Below are 18,163 nucleotides of genomic sequence, written 5' to 3' on the forward strand. Positions count from 1 at the left end.
GGCGATGCCGACAACGCGCAAGGCGGCCGTGCTCGGTAAGCCGATCGCGCATTCGCGGTCGCCGCAGCTGCATCTGGCGGCCTACCGTGCCCTCGGGCTCGACTGGACCTATGAGCGCATCGAATGTTCGGCCGAGGAGTTGCCCGGTCTGGTCGATGGGCTCGGGCCGGAATGGGTCGGGCTTTCGGTGACCATGCCGGGTAAAGAGGTCGCGCTGGCATATGCGAGCGAACGCACGGAGCGTGCGGTACTGGTGGGCTCGGCGAATACGTTGGTTAGGATCGGCTCGGAGGGTTGGTGTGCCGACTGCACCGATGTCGACGGGGTGCTCGGCGCGTTGCGCGGTGCTGGCGTCGGCGAGTTGACCGAGGGCGTCGTACTCGGTGCGGGCGGGACCGCACGTCCGGCGCTGCTCGCGTTATCCGAACTCGGTGCGAAGACGGTGACCGTCGTCGCCCGCGATGCCGGAAGGGCACGCAACGCCGTGGATCTTGCCGAGCGGCTCGGTATGACTACCGCCGTGATCGGCTTCGACAAAGACGCATTGCGTGCGGCGTGCGCGGATGCCGGTGCTGTGGTGAGCACGATCCCGGCCGAGGCGGCTGCGGTCGTCGCCGAAGCGGTGGCCGCGGCCCCCGTGGTGCTCGACGCGATCTACGATCCGTGGCCGACGCCGCTGGCCGTTGCGGTCGCGCGGGCCGAGCACACTGTGGTCGGCGGGCTGGAGATGCTGCTGAACCAGGCCTATGGGCAGGTCGAACAGTTCACCGGCCGCCCGGCTCCGCACGCGGAAATGGCCGCGGCAATAAATCTGTAACCGGTTCTCATTTGGATCCGGCCGACTCGAGGCTATGGTGTTGACCATGAATGGTTGGGTGTTGCGGGCCATTGGGCTCGGTGCGCTGGTCGTTTTCCTGCGTGCCGCGCTGGGATTCGCGATGGTGTACTGGCCGACCCAGGGCAGTTGGATGCGACCGCTGTGCCTGGTGGTGCTGCTTGTCGCGGTGGTGTTCTGGGGTGTGTTGGATGGCCGCAAGGATCGTGAGGTCCATCCGGATTCGGAGCACGGCTCCGACCTGACCATCCTTTGGCTGAAAACCGCGGTCGCCGCAGGTCTGGGTAGCGGCGCGGTCTCGTGGCTGCTCGACTGGCTGCCCCGGTTCGATCTCGGCGATAACGGCCTGTTGTTCGAAATGACGGCGGGCGCGTCCTTCATCGTCCTGCTGGTCTTCATTCCAGGTCTTATCGGCATCGGCATCGGCCGCATCATTGCCGATCGCCAGATCAACAAGTCCGCTGATCGGCCTACACCTCAGGCACCTGGCGCCGCGGCGACTCCCGCGTAGCCGCTCACGTATTCGACTGGAGGCGACCCTCATCGGCTGATACGGCCGGAGGGTCGCCTTCGTTTTCCGGATGGGCCGCAATCCTGTTCGCGTCCCGGGGACGGGCGGGTTCGGCCGGTCTGTTCACCGAGCCCATGTTCGACGAGGACGGGTTGCTCAGCGCCCGTGCAGCCGGTCGGGATGTCGTCGGCAGATGTGCCGAGATCGTGATGCGAGGCGGCGCACCCGACTCGGATGCGCCGCTGCAATGTTCGCGACTACAGCAGGATCGCGCCACTACTGTCGCTGTCCTCCCTGGCGATGGCCGAGTAGGCGGCGGCCAGCAGGGTGGGGTCGGGGCCTTCGAGGCGGCCGGGTTTGGCGAGGCCGTCGAGGACCACGAAGCGCAGAACGCCGGAGCGGGTCTTCTTATCGGTCTGCATGGCGTCGAGGAGTTGGGGGAGGGCGTCGGCGTCGTAGCTGGTCGGCAGGCCGACGCTGGCCAGGACGCTGCGGTGACGGTCGGCGGTGGCATCGTCGAGGCGTCCGGCGAGGCGGCCGAGTTCGGCGGCGAAGACCAGACCGACCGAGACAGCCGCACCGTGCCGCCAGCGGTAGCGCTCGCGGCGCTCGATGGCGTGACCGAGAGTGTGGCCGTAGTTGAGGATCTCGCGCAGGCTGGCTTCCTTGAGATCGGCTGCGACAACATCGGCCTTCACCTGAATGGCGCGGCGGATCAGTTCGGGCAGCACGTCGCCGGTCGGGTCGAGTGCGGCCTCCGGATCGCGCTCCACCAAGTCCAGGATCACCGGGTCGGCGATGAAACCGGCCTTGATGATCTCGGCCATACCGGCGACGATCTCATTGCGCGGCACCGTTTCCAGGGTCGCCAGATCGACCAGCACCGCGGCCGGTTCGTGGAAGCTGCCGACGAGATTCTTGCCCGCCTCGGTATTGATACCGGTCTTACCGCCGACGGCCGCGTCGACCATGGCCAGCAGCGTGGTCGGCACATGCACGATATGCACCCCGCGCATCCAGGTGGCGGCGACGAAGCCGGCCAGATCGGTCGCCGCCCCGCCACCGAGGGATACCACGACGTCATTGCGGGTCAGGCCGATGCGGCCGAGCACCTCCCAGCAGAACCCGGCCACGGCCAGATCCTTACCGGCCTCGGCATCCGGGATTTCGACGCGGTGCGCGTCGATACCGTTGTCGGCCAAGGCCTTGCGCACCACCTCGGCGGTTTCGGCAAGGGGCGGCTGATGGAAGATCGCGACGGTGCGCACGCCGGTGGTTGCGCCGACGACCGACTCGACGAGCTCACCGAGTAGGCCGCGGCCGATGATCACCGGATACGGATCGGCGGTGCGGACCTCGATGCGACTGGGCTCGGTCGGGCTTGTCGGATGGTCAGCGGGGCTGACCGGTCGCTCGCTTCGCTCACTCATGCGTACTCGGCTCCGATTCTGTGCGTGCTGTTTGTTTGAGCGCTCGCGCGCGGGCGCGCCGGGCCCGGGTGCGGCGGGACCGGCTTCCAGGTGTTGCCGGGTCGCCGGATCCTTCGGAACCGGCGCGGCCATTGGTGATTTTGCCGGTTGGCTTCGGGCGGTCGACTGTGGCGGTATCGGTCGTGATCCGGTTGCCCGCGGTGATCTTGCCGGTGGGCTTGATCCGCTCGGTTGCCGCGGAGTCGGTGCCATCCGTCTGTGCTGCTGCTGCCCGGCGACGGGCGGCCGCACGGGCCCTGGCGGCTCGGCGGGCGCGAGATCTATTGCTGCCCTGCGGTTTCGGTGCTGTGCCCGTCGACGCGGTTTCGCTCGAATCGGGCTCCGATTCTTGTGGCAGCACCGATTCCATGCCCAACTTCGCCATGATCATCCGCACCACCCGGCCCGGACTGCGACCGTCGGTGCGCACCCGCACCGTCGCGACTTCCCGGTACAGCGGTCTGCGCTTGCGCATCAGCTCCCGATATTTCGCACCCGGATCCGCACCGTTGAGCAGTGGTCGCTGGGTACTCGCGCCGGTGCGCCGAAGTCCTTCGGCCACACTGATTTCCAGATACACCACGGTGCGATTGCGCAGCAGCGCCCTGGTGTCGTTGGACAGCACGGCCCCACCGCCGAGTGAGACGACACCGCGTTCGGCGAGGATGGCGCGGCGCACCACCTGCTCCTCGATCCGGCGGAATTCCGGTTCGCCGTCCTCGGCGAAGATCTCCGGGATGGTGCGTCCGGTCTCGCGCTCGATTCCGGCATCGGTGTCGTAGAGCTCGACACCGAGTTCCCTGGCGAGCTTGCGGCCGATCGTCGACTTCCCCGCCCCCGGCGGTCCGACCAGCACCACGCGCGGTGCGCGCGGATCGGACTGCACGATCATTGCGGAACGTGTGGTCGGGTGCCGATGCGCTTGACGTAGCTGGTGATGTTATCGACGGTCTCGACCAGCGAATCTCCGCCGAACTTCTCCAGCGCGGCCTGCGCGACAACCAGCGCGACCATGGTCTCGGCGACCACACCCGCGGCGGGCACGGCGCAGACATCCGAGCGCTGGTGGATGGCGACGGCCTCCTCGCCGGTGGTCATATCGACCGTGGACAGCGCGCGCGGCACCGTCGAGATCGGCTTCATCGCGGCGCGCACGCGCAGCGGCTCGCCATTGGTCATACCGCCCTCGAGACCACCGGCTCGGTTGGTCGAGCGCAGCACGCCGTCCGGTCCCGGCTTCATCTCGTCATGTGCCTGGCTGCCGCGACGGCGCGCGGTTTCGAAACCGTCGCCGACCTCGACGCCCTTGATCGCCTGAATCCCCATGAGTGCACCCGCGAGTCGCGAATCAAGCCGATCCGCGCCGCTGATGAACGAACCCAATCCGACCGGTAGCCCGTCCACGACCACCTCGACCACACCGCCAAGGGTGTCACCATCCTTCTTCGCGGCCTCGATCTCGGCGATCATCGCGGCCTCGGCGTCCTTGTCGAACGCGCGCACCGGACTCTCATCGATCGCGGCCAGGTCGGCGGCGGTCGGCACGATGCCGGTGGTGTTGGCGGCGGTGCCGATCGAGACGACGTGCGAGATGACCTCGACGCCGAAGGCCTGGCGCAGGAAGTTCCTGGCGACCGTGCCCGCCGCCACCCGCGCGGCGGTCTCGCGGGCGCTGGCGCGCTCCAATACATTGCGGGCGTCGTCGAAGTTGTACTTGAGCATGCCCGAGTAGTCGGCATGGCCGGGTCGCGGCCGGGTCAGCGGTGCATTGCGGGCCAGATCGGCGAGTTCGCCCTCATCCACCGGGTCCGCGGACATGACCGTCGTCCACTTCGGCCATTCGGAGTTCGCGATCTCGATGGCCACCGGACCACCCATGGTGCGCCCGTGCCGCACCCCGCCGATGATGGTGACCTTATCGGCCTCGAACTTCATCCGGGCGCCGCGCCCGTACCCGAGCCGACGGCGCGCCAACTGTGCGGAGATCTCGTCGGATGTCACTTCGACACCGGCCACCATCCCCTCGAGGATGGTGACAAGAGCGGGACCATGGGATTCTCCGGCAGTTATCCAGCGCAACACGCTGTCCATCTTCCCATGTCGGCGCGGGTGCTCCGGCACGTGGCCCGCCGTGATCACCGGCACGGCCGCGCCACGACATCGACTAGCCATACGCCGCCGCCAGGCTCAGCACCGTCGCGAGACACATGGCCGGCCCATGGGGTAGCGGATGCGGTCCGGCGCGGTCAGCGCCGGATCGAATCCGCCCGTGGGCCAACACGGCGAGCCCGAATGCCGCGGTCAGAATCGGTGCGATGAGCGCCGCCCGCACCCAAACCTGCGCACCGCCGAGGGCAGCGACCGCGCCCAGTCCGACGGCCAGTTTCACATCACCGGCCCCGAGTGTGGGCGGTGAGATCAAGTGCACCAATAAATATGGCGTCGTCAATAGGACCGAACCGACCACCGCGGCTGTGAATTGTGTTGCGAACAGCGCATATCCGAAGATGATCACCGCACCGGACGCGGTGAGCGCATTGGGCAGTCGACGCTGCTGGATATCGAAGGCGGTTAGCGCCGAGCACCAGGCCGCCAGCAGGGCAAAAACGATGGGGGACATGGCATTCAGCCTCGCCCGTCCCGGTCGCGGAAGCAGCCCCCGATTCCGGATTGGGGATAACCGATCAATATGTGAACATCGATCGCCTCGCTCGAATACCGCTAGACCGGTGTTTTATGCGGGATCTACGGCGTGTCGGCGGTAGTTTTGAGACATGTCTGCTGATCACGTGGGCCCTGGGCCCGACTACGCGGGGCGCCGTAGCGCACTGCGCAGTCTGCTGGTGGAGAACGAGGTCGACGCGCTGTTGGTCACCGATCTGGTGAACATCAGGTACCTGACCGGCTTCACCGGGTCCAACGCCGCACTGCTGGTGACCTCCTGGGATATCCGTAATTCCGAAGAACGCACCGTGATCGGCACCGATGGGCGTTATCTGAGCCAGGTCGTCGAGCAGGTGCCCGACCTGCGCGCCGAAATCGCCAGGGCCACCGCCCGACGCATCGTGGAGCTCGCGGGGGAGTGGCAGCTCGGCCGGGTCGGTTACGAGAGCCATATCGTCACCGTCGACCAGCATCGCGGATTGATCGAGCAGAAGACCGGTTTGGAATTCGTCGCCACTCCGGGGCTGGTCGAACAGCTACGCATGGTCAAGGACGCTTACGAGATCGAACAGTTGCGTGCCGCCTGCGCCGCGGGTGACGCTGGGCTGGCGACGCTGCTGGAACGCGGCGGCCTGCGCCCCGGTCGTACCGAACGTCAGGTCGCCAGGGATCTGGAATGGGCGATGTTCGAACACGGCGCCGATGCGGTCGCCTTCGAGACCATCGTGGCGACCGGCGCGAACTCCGCCATCCCGCATCACCGGCCAACCGGGGCGATCCTGGCCACCGGCGATTTCGTCAAGATCGACTTCGGCGCTGTGGTCGGCGGCTACCACTCCGATATGACCCGCACTTTCGTACTCGGCGCCGCGTCCGACTGGCATCGGGAGGTGTACGCGCTGGTCGAGGCGGCGCAGCGGGCAGGACGCGAGGCGCTGAAGCCCGGCGCACAGGTCGCCGATGTGGATGCGGCGGCGCGTGCGGTGATCGAGGAGGCCGGGCACGGGAAGTTGTTCGTGCACGGTCTCGGACATGGTGTCGGACTGCAGATCCACGAAGCGCCGGGAATCGCCAAAACCGGAACCGGTACACTTCTGTCTGGCGTGGCGGTGACCGTCGAACCAGGTGTGTACTTCCCCGGCCGCGGCGGCGTCCGGATCGAGGACACGCTCGTGGTGCGCGAGGGGGGCCCGGATCTGCTCACCAACACCAGCAAAGACCTGACCGTCGTCGAATGACGCCGGTCACCGAGACCGCATATCCAGAACTAGGAGATCCGAGAACAGTGGCGGACACCAGCGACTTCAAGAACGGCCTCGTGCTGAAGATCGACGGTCAGCTCCAGCAGATCGTCGAATTCCAGCACGTCAAGCCGGGTAAGGGCCCTGCCTTCGTGCGGACCAAGCTGAAGAACGTGCTGTCCGGCAAGGTTGTCGACAAGACCTTCAACGCGGGCGTCAAGGTGGAGACCGCTACCGTCGACCGTCGCGATATGACCTACCTGTACCACGACGGCTCGGATTACGTCTTCATGGACGGCGAGACCTTCGACCAGATCTCCATCTCCGAGGAGACCATCGGCCCGGGCGCGCGGTTCCTGCTGGAGAATATGGTGGCGCAGGTCGCCACGCACGAGGGCGCGCCGCTCTACGTCGAGCTGCCGGTCACCGTCGAGCTCGAGGTGCAGCACACCGATATCGGCCTGCAGGGCGACCGCTCCACCGGCGGCACCAAGCCCGCCACCCTCGAGACCGGTGCCGAGGTGCAGGTCCCGCTGTTCATCAATACCGGCGACAAGCTGCGCATCGATTCGCGCGACGGCAGCTACCTCGGCCGCGTGAACGCCTGATCGCCGGTCGCGGCGAACAGGGATAATGACTGTTGTGGCGGAACAGCCCGTAGACAAGAAGTCCACGTTCAAGAAGCTCGGCGCGCGCCACAAGGCCCGCCGCCGGGCGGTCGATCTGCTCTTCGAGGCGGAGGCCCGCGATGTGGACGCGGCCGACCTGCTCACCGAGCGGGCCGAGCTGGCGACCCAGGATCAGGCGGTCGCCCCGGTGCACCCCTATACCCGCACCGTGGTCGAGGGCGTCGCCGACGATCTGGATCGGGTGGACGGCACCATCGAGTCCTACCTCAAGGATTGGGAGCTGTCCCGGCTGCCCGCCGTCGACCGGGCCATCCTGCGGATCGCGGTGTGGGAGTTGTTCCACGCCAACGATGTTCCGCCGGTGGTCGCCGTCGACGAGGCGGTCGAGTTGGCCAAGGAGCTGTCCACCGACGATTCGCCCGGATTCGTCAACGGTGTGCTCGGCCAGGTCGTGCTGGTCGCCCCGCAGGTGCGCGCGGCCGCCGCTGCGACCAGGGCGCCGCGTCCGGAGTCACAGGAGTGATCAACAAGTACCTGGTCATGGCGATGCGTAAGCCGTCGTTCGACCCGGCCGTGATCGAACCGCATAGGCGGTTCCTCAACGAGTTGCTCGAGCGCGGGCAGTTGGTGGAGAGCGGGCGGTTCACCGACGGCACCGGTGGTGCGTACGTGATCCATGCCGAAAGTCTCGAAGCCGCAAGGGAAATCGCGCTCACCGACCCGGTGCACACCACAGGTTCCTCGGAGCTGACCGTGTACGAGTGGGAGATCGCCGTCTCCGCCTGATCGACAACGGAAACAGCCGTACACCTCAAAAGGTGTGCGGCTGTTCGCGTTTCGGCACCCGCCCGCGCTCCCGCTGGTGGGTGTACGGGCCCAGCGGGAGCGAACCACGAGCCGTCCACTCCGACGGCCCGCGGACTCGGGTGTGCCGGATTCGCAGCGAGATGTCGCATCCGAACCGTGACACCTGTCCGATCCTGATTCCTCAACCGCACTCGAGGTCAAGCCGATGTGACCGGTACCACATGGCCGGTCACGGTTGCAATGGACTCGCCAATCGATACGCCGTCGTAGCCGGGTGCACCTATCCTGGGGGGAAACCCTTGGGGAGGCCGAAAACGTATGGGACGGGTTCTGATCTGGCTGCGCAACAATATCGACGGTCTCGTCGCGTTGGTGCTCGCGGTGATTTTCGGCGTGATATCGCTGATCGATATCGGCCTGTTCGATTCGGATCTGATCAACGCGGTCATTCTGCTGGTGCTCGGCCTGCTGGCCACTACGCTGCTGCGCGATCGGCACTTGTCGGCCAAGGCCATTCGCGATACGACCTCGGTGCAGTTGCTCTACGGTCCCGAGATCGGGCACGCGCATACACTTGCCCGGCGCGGTACCGAACAGTGGCTTTTCAAGGGCGGCACCGGAACCTATCTGCGTGCGGTGACGCTGCGGGAGTGTGTGGAGAACGCACGCCGCGAACAGCGTCCGCTGCGGATCCAGGTGGAGGTGCTGGATCCGACCAATGAACCGTTGTGCAAGACCTATGCGCAGTTCCGCTCCTCGCTGGTACCCGAGGCCGACCGCACCGGCGAATTGTGGACCACCGAGCGGACCCGTAAGGAGTCCTTCGCGACGGTGCTCGCGGCCTGCTGGTACCGGCAGCGGTTCACCTTCCTGACCATCGATGTCGGGCTCTCGATGGTGATGACAACCTTCCGCTGGGACCTCTCGTCGAGTTGTGTCATTGTCACGCAGGACAATCCGAATACTCCGGCCCTGATGTTCGAACGGGACAAGCCCTACTACCGGGACTTCAACCGGGAGCTCGTGGCCAGTTTCAAGCAGGCCAGACAGGTGCCGCTGAGTCGCAGCGAGGAACTCGCGCTCGCCGACGAGCCGTCGGTCGATCAGACCCGCGCGCTATTCGATCTGCTCGGTCTCGCGCTACCGGCGTCCTATACCGATCGCGATGTCGCCGATATCGTGCGACGCGCACTGCAGCCGAGGAATCCGTACTGAATGAACGACTACGCGCGACTACGCAAGTTGATCGGCTCCGATGCGGCGGGGCCCGCGGTCCGAGGCTGGGCGCGCGATCTCATGACTGCGGTGCTCGACGGTCGCGCCGAGGTCGGCGCGGTCCGGCATCCGTTGGGGTTCTTGTGTTTTCCCGCGTGGCGTGGCGGTGGCCTCGGCGTCTGCGTGCACGTCTGGACCGATGGGCTGCGGTCGCATCCGACGACCTCGGCGATGCACGCGCACAGCTGGGATCTGCTCAGCGTCGTCTTGTACGGCGAGGTCGGCAACGAGATACTCGAAGTGGAAAGCTCTGCGGACCGGGCGACCCATCGTATCTTCGAAATCAATAGTGGCGCCGACGGTGATGTAGTGCGTGCGACGGAGTGTCTGGTCCGCTATCGCACCCGATCCAGTGAACATTTCCGTGCAGGCGAGGTATACACCCTGCCGCACGGGGTATTTCACCTCTCCGATGTGCGCGGTGAGGCGGCCACCGTGGTGCTCGGCGAGGTTCGCCGCGGCCGACCGGACCGATCCCTCGGCACCTTCGCCACCGTCGACCACTGGGTGCACCGAACCGGTTGCAGCCCGATCGAAACCCGCCGTGCCGCGCAAACGGTGCTGGACCACCTGCAGGAGCCCACCCTGCCGGAACAACTGGAGGACCGATGCGAGCAGGCGACGTAGCGAACCTGGTATTGCCACCGGATGGTCCGGCGCTGGGCGATCCGGATCCGATCAGCCCCTTCGACCGGCTGGAGACCGTCCTGATGACCGCTGCCGAGGTTGCCAGAGGGGCGGCGATCGAGGCGGGTCGAGCGATTCGGGAGGGTCTGGCCGGATCACTCACGGTCCGCACCAAGGACGCCAGCGGTGATCTGGTCACCGATCTGGACCTGCGTGCGGAACATATCATCGTCGGCCATATCCGCCGGGCATTCCCACACCATCGCATCCTCGCCGAGGAATCCGGGCTGCAGGGAGTCGACGATTCCTGGTGCTGGGTCGTCGACCCGCTCGACGGAACCAATAATATCGCCATCGGCCTGCCCGTATGCACAATCGGTATCGCCCTGTGCCACAACGGAATTCCGATGCTCGGCATTGTCCATGAACCATTGGCCGACCGCGCCTGGTCCGCCGTGCGCGGATCCGGCGCGACGGGTCCGGACGGCCCACTCTGGCGACCGCCGCACCGTACCTCCGAATCCGCCCCGACCCTGGCCTGGTTGCAGGGTTATCCGGTGACCCGCAGCGACACCACGGCACGCGCCCTGCGCCTGGCCCTGGAATCCGGTTCCCGTCGCCTGATCCAACTGTGGTCGCCGCTGTTGTGCTGGGTCATGCTGAGTCGCGGCGATATCGACGGATTCGTCGGTTACCGAGCGGGGTTGGTCGATCTGCCCGCAGGCACCCTGCTGGCCCGCGAGTCCGGTATCCACATCACCGATTTCGACGGCGCTCCGCTCAATGACCACCTCGACCTCCCCGGCGGTGAAGTGAACTTCATTGCAGCCAGTGCCGAGATGCTGCCGGAGTTGGCCTTGCTGGTGAAGGCCGCCGCCGAGGTCAGTGTGACGGGGCTGCCGGGCTGAGCTATCCCGTCGCCAACAGCGCAGCCACGGCAGCGGTCGTAGCGACAACCGCGAGCCCGAGTCCGGTGAGCACGAACCGCGGCATCGGCACCCGAACACCATGGGTGCGACAGAACTCCAGGCACAGCAGCGTTGCCAGCGACGCCCATGGCGTCACGATCGGCCCGACGTTGGTGCCGATGAGCAAGGCCAGCAACTGATTTCGATTCTCCTCGGACACCACCGCCTCACCGGCGGTGTAAGCGGGAAGATTATTGGCCACATTGGACAATCCGGCACCGGCGGCCGCCGCACGGTAGGCCCCGACTGCTCCGGAGTCGTGCCCGATCAGGGCTTGCATGACATCAGCCAGCCCGAACCTGCTCAACGTCGGCACCACCAGGAACAACCCGACTACGAAAACCAGCAATTGCCACGGGATCAGCGATAGTCGCAGCGCCGAACGGTCGAAGATCGCGAAGGCGACCACCGCGATGGTGGCGGCCAGGGTGGCGGCGATACCGATCCGGTCACCGACGAACGGGATCGCCAGAATGAACAGCAGACATGCGCCTGCTGTTGTATAGAGCAGCGTGCGCTCCCTGGCATCCGCCGGACGAATCGGTTCCGGCGGTACGTACCGGTCGGCTTCACGTCGTCCGCGCCGCCAGTACCAGACCCAAAGGCACACCATGGTCGCCGTGATCGACACCAGCTGCGGCGCCCACATTCGCGCCGCGAAATCCGTGGCGCGCAGCGCGACCCGGTCGGCGGCGAGCAGATTGGTGAGATTCGAGACCGGCAGCAGCAGACTCGCCGTATTGGCCAGCCAGAGCGTGGTCATCGCCAACGGCAGCGGTGGAATGCGGGCCGGTATCGCCAGCGCGAGCATGACCGGGGTCAACAAGACGGCAGTGGTATCGAGATTGAGCAGAATCGTTGTCGCCGACGCGAAAAGCACACAGAGCAGGAACAACGCCGGATAGTAGCCCCGCCCGAGAATGGCCAGCCGGTGCGCGATCACATCGAACACCTTCGCCTGCCGCGTCAGTTCCGCGAGAATTATCACACTGCACAGGAACAGCAGCAGCGGACCGATCCGGCGCATATTGTCGGCGGCCTCGGCGCGTGGCAGCAATCCGGTCGCCACGCACAGCAGTCCGGCCGCGAACAGTCCGAGCCGGACCCAATCCAGCGTGCTCAGTGCCCGTCTCGACGGTGCGGACACCAGGGCACTCGACGGTGAGTTCTCCGCGGCGGAATCGACCTGTTGCTCGGACACATGCCCCATCATGCAGCATATCCGCTGGGGCACTTCCGCATTCGGTATGCCTGGTAATGATCTTCTTCCGTTTGGCGTGTCGACCCATCGGGGCATACTGATGCTGTGACTTCGGGCGGGCGGCGGGACTTCTTCATCAGCTATTCACCGACCGACGAGCGATGGGCCACCTGGCTGGCCTGGCAGTTGGAGACCGCGGGATACAGCACTCTCATCCAGGCCTGGGATTTTGTGCCCGGCACCAACTTCATCGATTTCATGGATCGCGGCGTGCGCGATTCGGCGGTGGTGCTGGTGGTGCTGTCGCAGAACTATCTCGGTTCCTATTACGGCACCATGGAATGGCAGGCGGCCTACCGCACCGATCCGGGCAAGTTGATGCCGGTGCGCATTGCTGAATGCACGCTGGAGGGTCTGCTCGCCACCATCACCTATCTCGATCTGGTGCGCGTGTCCACCGCGGAGCAGGCGCGTCGAATCCTGCTGGAGCGGGTCGGGCATCTGCTCGCGGGGCGGGCGAAGCCAACTTCGGAACCAGGGTTCCCGCACGATGGGCCGGACCGCTTCGCCGTCGAAACCATCACGGACACACCCGAACCCATGTTGCCGCGCCGCACACCGGTTGCGGCCCCCGCCTTTCCGGGTGCCACCGACCATGACGAGGCACGTACCAGCGTCTCCGTGCTGCATGTCGCGGGGCCGCGCTTCGGTCGCGGGCTGCTCGCACCGGACGAGCCGAGCACCGCTGCCGAATTACAGGCGCGCATCCACGCCAATGTCACCCATCTGGTGAATCAAGGTGTGGCCAAACCGGATCTGATCGTGGTGTCCGGCGATATGACCGAATCCGGCCGTCCGCGCGAGGTCGACGAAGCGCTGACCTTCCTGAGCGGATTGCGTACGCTGCTCGGCCTCGGTCCGGAGCGGCTGATCGTGGTGCCCGGCAATCACGATGTCTCCAAACCGGCATGTCACGCGTACTTCCTGAACTGCGAGGCGCGCGATCGCAAACCGCAGCCGCCGTATTTCCCGAAGCTCGAGCAGTACGCACGGATGTTCGGTGCGCTGTATCAGGGCCTGGATCACCTCGTCTTCGATATCGGTCAGCCGTGGACGCTGTTTCCGATTCCCGAATTGCGGGTGGTGGTTGCCGGATTGAACTCGACGATGGCCGCCACCCATCTGCCCGAGGACGATTACGGCCGGATCGGTGAACCGCAGGCGTCCTGGTTCGCCGAGCGGCTGCGCCTGTTCGAGGAGAACGGGTGGTTGCGCCTCGGCGTCGTCCGGCACGATCCGCTGCCCGGCGCGGGCACGCCCGCCCATGATCCGGATCTGCTGCGCGATGCGGATACGCTGTCCCGACTGCTCGGCGGCCGGTTGAATCTGCTGCTACACGGTCCGGGACCCGGTGGGCCGCATCTGGATCGGCTCGACAACACACTGCCCGTCCTGCCCGCTGCCGCTCCGGGGCGCGACGAGATCATCCAGCTCACCGCCGCGGGGCTGGCCAGGTTCTCCGGACGCGGTGAATCCACCGCGCAACTCGAATTCGATTGGCTGAAGGTGGCCGCGGCACTGCCGACAGCCAAACAACCCGAACTCCTCGGACCGGACGAACCGGAGCTTCCGGAACCGCCCGCTGAAACTCCCGCGGTCGATCCGCACGGGCGGCTGCTCGAGCGCGTCGCCGAGGTGTGCGAAACCCGTTATCCCGGTGCGAAAGTCCGGCGAGTCGAGGTGGAGCCGCCGCATCTGCTGATCACCAGCGAGGACGACGAGGTCATCGCCCAGTGGCGCGTCGGTGTGCATGTCGGTGATATGACCAGGCAGGTGGTGGAGGACTTCCTCGGCCACGATCCGGAATACGGTTCCGAACTCGTGTATCGCGGTGCGGCGCCACCGCGGTCGCTGCGCGAGGAGGCGGCCAGCCACGGTCTGCGAGTGCGCAGCTTCACCGAATTCCAGGGTCTGCTCGATCTGGACGACTATCTCACGCAGCAGGCGGCGCGTTTGCGCGCCGATCGCACCTATCCGCCCGATCTGTATGTGCCACAGCGCTTCCGGATCCTCGAACACGGTGACCAGCAGATCCGTGAGGATCTGGTCGGCGAACTGATGAAGGTGATCGCGGCCGACCACGGCCGATTCATCCTCATACTCGGTGATTTCGGGCGCGGGAAGACCTTCGCGCTGCGCGAGTTGGCCCGCCGCATTACCGAAACCATGCCGGCGCTGATCCCGATTCTGATCGATCTGCGCGCCTTGGACAAAACCCATTCGGTGGACGGTCTGGTCGCCGCACATCTGGCCAATCACGGCGAGGACCGGATCGATCTGAAGGCGCTGCACTACATGCTGCGCGAGGGACGGGTGGTGTTGCTGTTCGACGGCTTCGACGAACTCGTCACCCGGATCAGCTACGACTTCGCCGCCGACCATCTCGAAACCCTGCTGCAGGCCACCGTCGGCAAGGCGAAGATCATCGTGGCCAGCCGCACCCAGCACTTCGAATCCCGCGCCCAGGTGCTTACCGCCCTCGGCGAACGCGTCGGTCTGCTGCAGGATCGGCGCATTGTGAGCATCGAGGATTTCGCCCCGGCGCAGATCCACGCCTTCCTGACCAACCGCTACGGCGGTGATATCCGTCGCGCCGACGCCAGAATGGGGTTGATCACCGGTATCGAGGATCTGCTCGGACTGGCACAGAATCCCAGGATGCTCGGCTTCATCGCCGATCTGGACGAGCGGCGGCTTCGGGCTGCGGCGGGCGCGAAGCAGGCGGTGGGTCCGGCCGGGCTGTACCGGGAGATCCTGGAGTCCTGGCTCACTTACGAGGCCGACCGGACCGCGGGCGTGGCCGGTGCGCTGCCAGGGCTGCGTCTGCACGAATTGTGGCTCGGTGTGACGGCATTCGCGCTGCGCGTCTGGGAAACCGGCGAGCCATATCTGCGGCTGTCCGAATTGACCGAGGTAGCAGCGGATTTGGTCGAGCTGACCGGCTCGAGCCGGATGTCGGTGCAGCAGTCGGCGCATGCCATCGGCTCCGGCAGCCTGCTGGTGCGCACCGAGGACAACCTGTTCGGCTTCATCCATTCCTCGGTAATGGAGTGGTTGGTGGCCAACCACATTGCCGAACAATTCGAGGTCGGTACCCCCGCGCCGGCCCAACTGACCCAGTCGCCGCTATCCCAACTGTCGATCGACTTCCTCTGTGATCTCGCCGATAACCGGGCGCTGCGCACCTGGGCCGAGGGTGCGCTCGCCGACCAGGCGGCCGATGAAGTGTCGCGCACCAATGCGATTCGGGCGGCGACGCGGCTGCGCACCGCACCGACCGCGGATCTGCGCGGTGCCAGCCTGGCGGGTGAGGATCTGTCATATCGGGATCTACGCGATGTCGATCTCACCGGAGCCGATCTCAGCGGCGCCCGGCTGGTCGGCACGAACCTCGACCGCGCCGTACTGCACGGTGCGCGGTTGGTCGGCGCGCGTCTCGATGAGGCCAGCCTGGTCGGCGCGGATCTGGGCGAGGCCGATCTCACCCGCGCTCGCCTGGTGCGCACCGATCTGACCGGATCGCGGGCCAGCGGTAGCCGCTGGTCCCGCGCGGCACTCATCGAGGTTACCGGCACCCCGGCCGGCACCGATCTGCGTGGTGCGGCGTGGGTGCCGGGAGTTGCGGCACAGACCGAATTCGCTCCTGCCGCAATCGGAGTCCGGCACGGCTTCCATGCCAGGCACGGCCGACTGCCGCAGCCGGTCGCCTACAACCCGGACGGCGGCACGCTCGCCATCGGCAGTGATGACGGTGGCGTGCTCATCTGTGATGCCGAAACCGGAAGACCGCTGCGCACCTTGCAGACCCACCGAGCCCGGACGTTCGCGGTGGCGTTCACGGATACGGTGCTGGTGACCGGATCCGGCGACGGCACCGTGGGCATCTGGGATGCCGTCACCGGCGAACTGCGCCGAATCCTGTTGGGGCACCAGAACTGGCCGTGGCCGGTGGTGCTGAGTCCGGCGGGTGATTTGCTGGCCACCGGTGACGCGGACGGTGTGCTGCGGCTATGGGCGTTGCCGAGCGGTGAACTCCGCCACGAATGCCGTGCCGGAGGTGGGATTCGGGAACTCATCTATAGCTTGGATATTCGCGGACCGCTGGTCGCCGCCTCGTATCGGGATGGCACCGTGCGGCTGTGGGATATCGAAAGTGGCCGGGAGAGTGGCGAATTCAGCGGTGCGCCCGGATCTGTGTTTCGGGTGGCGTTCAATCCGACCGGTGAACTTCTCGCAGTCGGTGGCGTCGATGGCACGCTGGCGCTGTGGGACCCGTTGAGCTGCCGGAAGATTCGCGATCTATCGGGCCACACCGGGCGGGTCTATACAGTGACTTTCCATCCTCGCCTCCCTATCGTGGCGAGCGCGGATACCGATGGCGGACTGCGTCTGTGGGATGTGGACACCGGCGTGCCACGGCAGTCGCTCGCCGAACATACCGCGGCCATCTATTGGCTTGCCTTCGATCCGGCGGGTGATCTGCTCGCCTCGGGCGACAGCGCCGGACTTGTCTGTCTGCGCGAGAGCGAGACCGGGGAACTGCGGCACCGGCTCACCGCGCATACCGGCTCGATTTGGCCGTTCGCCTTTCGCCCAGACGGTTCCCAATTGGCCATTACCGACGACCAATTCACCACTCGGCTGTGGGATCCCGTGACCGGTACCTGCAAAAACACATTGACCGGCCATGGCCGCCAGGTCCGTACGGTCAGCTTCAATGCGGACGGCACCCTGCTTTCGGGCGTGGGTAACGACGGCGTGGTTCGCCTGTGGGATCCGGTGACCGGGCGGTTGGTTCGCCGACTGATCGGCAGCGACGACCGCTTGCTCACCTTCGAATCGGCGATATTCAGCAAACTCGGCCGCCATCAGCTCGGTCTCGTCGTCAACGACGGGCGGCTCAGCCTGTTCAACCTCGACGCCGATCTGTACGAACGCCACATCAATGTCGAATCCGCACCGATCTGGGCCGCCGCCTTCGACCCGACCGGCGACTATGTGGCCACCGCTAACGACGACGACACGGTGATCATCTGGGTGCGCACCACCGGCGCACTGCACGCCGTCTGCGCCGAACATCGCGGGCGGGTGCGCTCGATCGCATTCAGCGCCGACGGTGCGCTGATGGCCACCGGCTGCGACGATTCCGTCGTTCGGCTGTGGGATGTGCGCTCCGGACGATTCCTGCGGGCACTGTCCGGACATCGCGATCGGGTGTACGCGGTCGCCTTCCATGAGGACCGCCTCGCCAGCGTGTCCTGGGATACCACCGCCCGCATCTGGGATATCGAATCCGGCGTAGCGTTGCATACGCTGACCAGGCATACCGGCAGGCTCTGGACCGCCTCGGTCGACCCGCGCACGGGTACATTGGCGACCGGGGGCGATGATCTGGTTGTTCGGTTGTGGGACATGGCATCCGGACGTCATCTGCATACCCTCGAAGGGCATAAGCGCCGAGTCTGGTCGCTGAGCTTCGACCCGTCCGGCAAGCTGCTGGCCAGCGGCGGCGATGACGGCAACATTCTGCTGTGGTCGCGGCCGGAGGACGACGCGCCGTCGATCCGCGCGATCCTGCTCGGTCTACCCGAAGGATGGGCGGCGCTCGCTCCCGACGGTCGATACAAATTCGAGGGCAATATTGCCGGGCAGTTCTGGCATGTCATCGGCATGTCGCGATTCGAATCCGGCGAACTCGACCCCTACCTGCCGGAAGTGGGACAGCTGGCGGCCGATGCACCCTTCTGAGCCGGTCGACGATGAGAGATTGATAGCCTTGTCCTCGCAACGTTGCTGTCCGTAAGGAGACCGCTGGTGGTCGAGAATAAGAGCGCGCAATCCGATCTGGCGCACCTGCTCGTTGGTGGGTGCACGGT

The 18,163-nt window shown here is 66.1% G+C and carries 14 protein-coding genes and 1 pseudogene; 10 read left to right on the plus strand and 5 right to left on the minus strand.

Annotated elements, in window-relative coordinates:
- Positions 1-4: 4 nt before the first annotated feature.
- Entirely contained in the window at positions 5-817 is an 813-nt protein-coding gene (locus AB0J47_RS03785; RefSeq protein WP_364340158.1) for a shikimate dehydrogenase, read from the plus strand.
- 46 nt (positions 818-863) lie between these two features.
- Positions 864-1,346 carry a B-4DMT family transporter gene (locus AB0J47_RS03790; protein ID WP_364340160.1) on the plus strand — a complete coding sequence of 161 codons (483 nt, stop codon included), beginning with the start codon at positions 864-866 and terminating at the stop codon, positions 1,344-1,346.
- A gap of 257 nt (positions 1,347-1,603) precedes the next feature.
- Here the strand turns inward: AB0J47_RS03790 and aroB are convergent, their stop codons facing one another.
- The 4 genes and pseudogenes from aroB to AB0J47_RS03810 form a co-directional block, all read right to left on the minus strand.
- Positions 1,604-2,776 carry a 3-dehydroquinate synthase gene (gene aroB / locus AB0J47_RS03795; protein WP_364340162.1) on the minus strand — a complete coding sequence of 391 codons (1,173 nt, stop codon included), beginning with the start codon at positions 2,774-2,776 and terminating at the stop codon, positions 1,604-1,606.
- Between the two features lie 412 nt (positions 2,777-3,188).
- Positions 3,189-3,707: pseudogene (locus AB0J47_RS03800) on the minus strand (shikimate kinase); the annotation flags it as partial.
- Positions 3,704-4,897 carry a chorismate synthase gene (gene aroC / locus AB0J47_RS03805; RefSeq protein ID WP_364340708.1) on the minus strand — a complete coding sequence of 398 codons (1,194 nt, stop codon included), beginning with the start codon at positions 4,895-4,897 and terminating at the stop codon, positions 3,704-3,706. The pseudogene AB0J47_RS03800 and the gene aroC, both read right to left, overlap by 4 nt.
- 82 nt (positions 4,898-4,979) lie before the next feature.
- Positions 4,980-5,435, minus strand: a complete 456-nt coding sequence (locus AB0J47_RS03810; RefSeq protein ID WP_364340164.1) for an A24 family peptidase — start codon at positions 5,433-5,435, stop codon at positions 4,980-4,982.
- A gap of 154 nt (positions 5,436-5,589) precedes the next feature.
- Between AB0J47_RS03810 and AB0J47_RS03815 the strand changes: the two genes are divergently transcribed.
- From AB0J47_RS03815 to AB0J47_RS03845, 7 genes are all read left to right on the plus strand, one after another.
- Positions 5,590-6,717, plus strand: coding sequence for a Xaa-Pro peptidase family protein (locus AB0J47_RS03815; protein WP_364340166.1), 1,128 nt, complete (start codon positions 5,590-5,592; stop codon positions 6,715-6,717).
- A gap of 47 nt (positions 6,718-6,764) precedes the next feature.
- Entirely contained in the window at positions 6,765-7,328 is a 564-nt protein-coding gene (efp, locus tag AB0J47_RS03820; protein WP_364340710.1) for an elongation factor P, read from the plus strand.
- Positions 7,329-7,362: 34 nt separating this feature from the next.
- Positions 7,363-7,872 carry a transcription antitermination factor NusB gene (nusB, locus tag AB0J47_RS03825; RefSeq protein ID WP_364340168.1) on the plus strand — a complete coding sequence of 170 codons (510 nt, stop codon included), beginning with the start codon at positions 7,363-7,365 and terminating at the stop codon, positions 7,870-7,872.
- A complete protein-coding gene (locus AB0J47_RS03830; protein ID WP_364340170.1) occupies positions 7,869-8,135 on the plus strand; it encodes a YciI family protein in 267 nt (88 codons plus the stop codon). The genes nusB and AB0J47_RS03830 overlap by 4 nt, the downstream gene beginning before the upstream one ends.
- A gap of 339 nt (positions 8,136-8,474) precedes the next feature.
- The gene (locus AB0J47_RS03835; protein WP_364340172.1) at positions 8,475-9,371 is read left to right on the plus strand and encodes a hypothetical protein; all 897 of its coding nucleotides are present in this window, start codon (positions 8,475-8,477) and stop codon (positions 9,369-9,371) included.
- Complete coding sequence (locus AB0J47_RS03840; RefSeq protein WP_364340174.1) at positions 9,372-10,058, plus strand: hypothetical protein; 687 nt, start codon at positions 9,372-9,374, stop codon at positions 10,056-10,058. It abuts the gene before it with no gap.
- On the plus strand, positions 10,040-10,966 hold the full coding sequence (locus tag AB0J47_RS03845) for an inositol monophosphatase (RefSeq protein ID WP_364340176.1): 927 nt from the start codon (positions 10,040-10,042) through the stop codon (positions 10,964-10,966). The genes AB0J47_RS03840 and AB0J47_RS03845 overlap by 19 nt, the downstream gene beginning before the upstream one ends.
- Before the next feature lies 1 nt (position 10,967).
- Here AB0J47_RS03845 and AB0J47_RS03850 read toward each other — a convergent pair whose 3' ends face one another.
- The gene (locus AB0J47_RS03850) at positions 10,968-12,236 is read right to left on the minus strand and encodes an SLC13 family permease (protein ID WP_364340712.1); all 1,269 of its coding nucleotides are present in this window, start codon (positions 12,234-12,236) and stop codon (positions 10,968-10,970) included.
- 96 nt (positions 12,237-12,332) lie between these two features.
- Here AB0J47_RS03850 and AB0J47_RS03855 point away from each other — a divergent pair, with 96 nt between their 5' ends.
- Positions 12,333-18,035 carry a TIR domain-containing protein gene (locus tag AB0J47_RS03855; RefSeq protein ID WP_364340178.1) on the plus strand — a complete coding sequence of 1,901 codons (5,703 nt, stop codon included), beginning with the start codon at positions 12,333-12,335 and terminating at the stop codon, positions 18,033-18,035.
- Positions 18,036-18,163: the final 128 nt, after the last annotated feature.

The organism is Nocardia sp. NPDC049737 (genome assembly GCF_040674755.1).
GTDB lineage: Bacteria > Actinomycetota > Actinomycetes > Mycobacteriales > Mycobacteriaceae > Nocardia.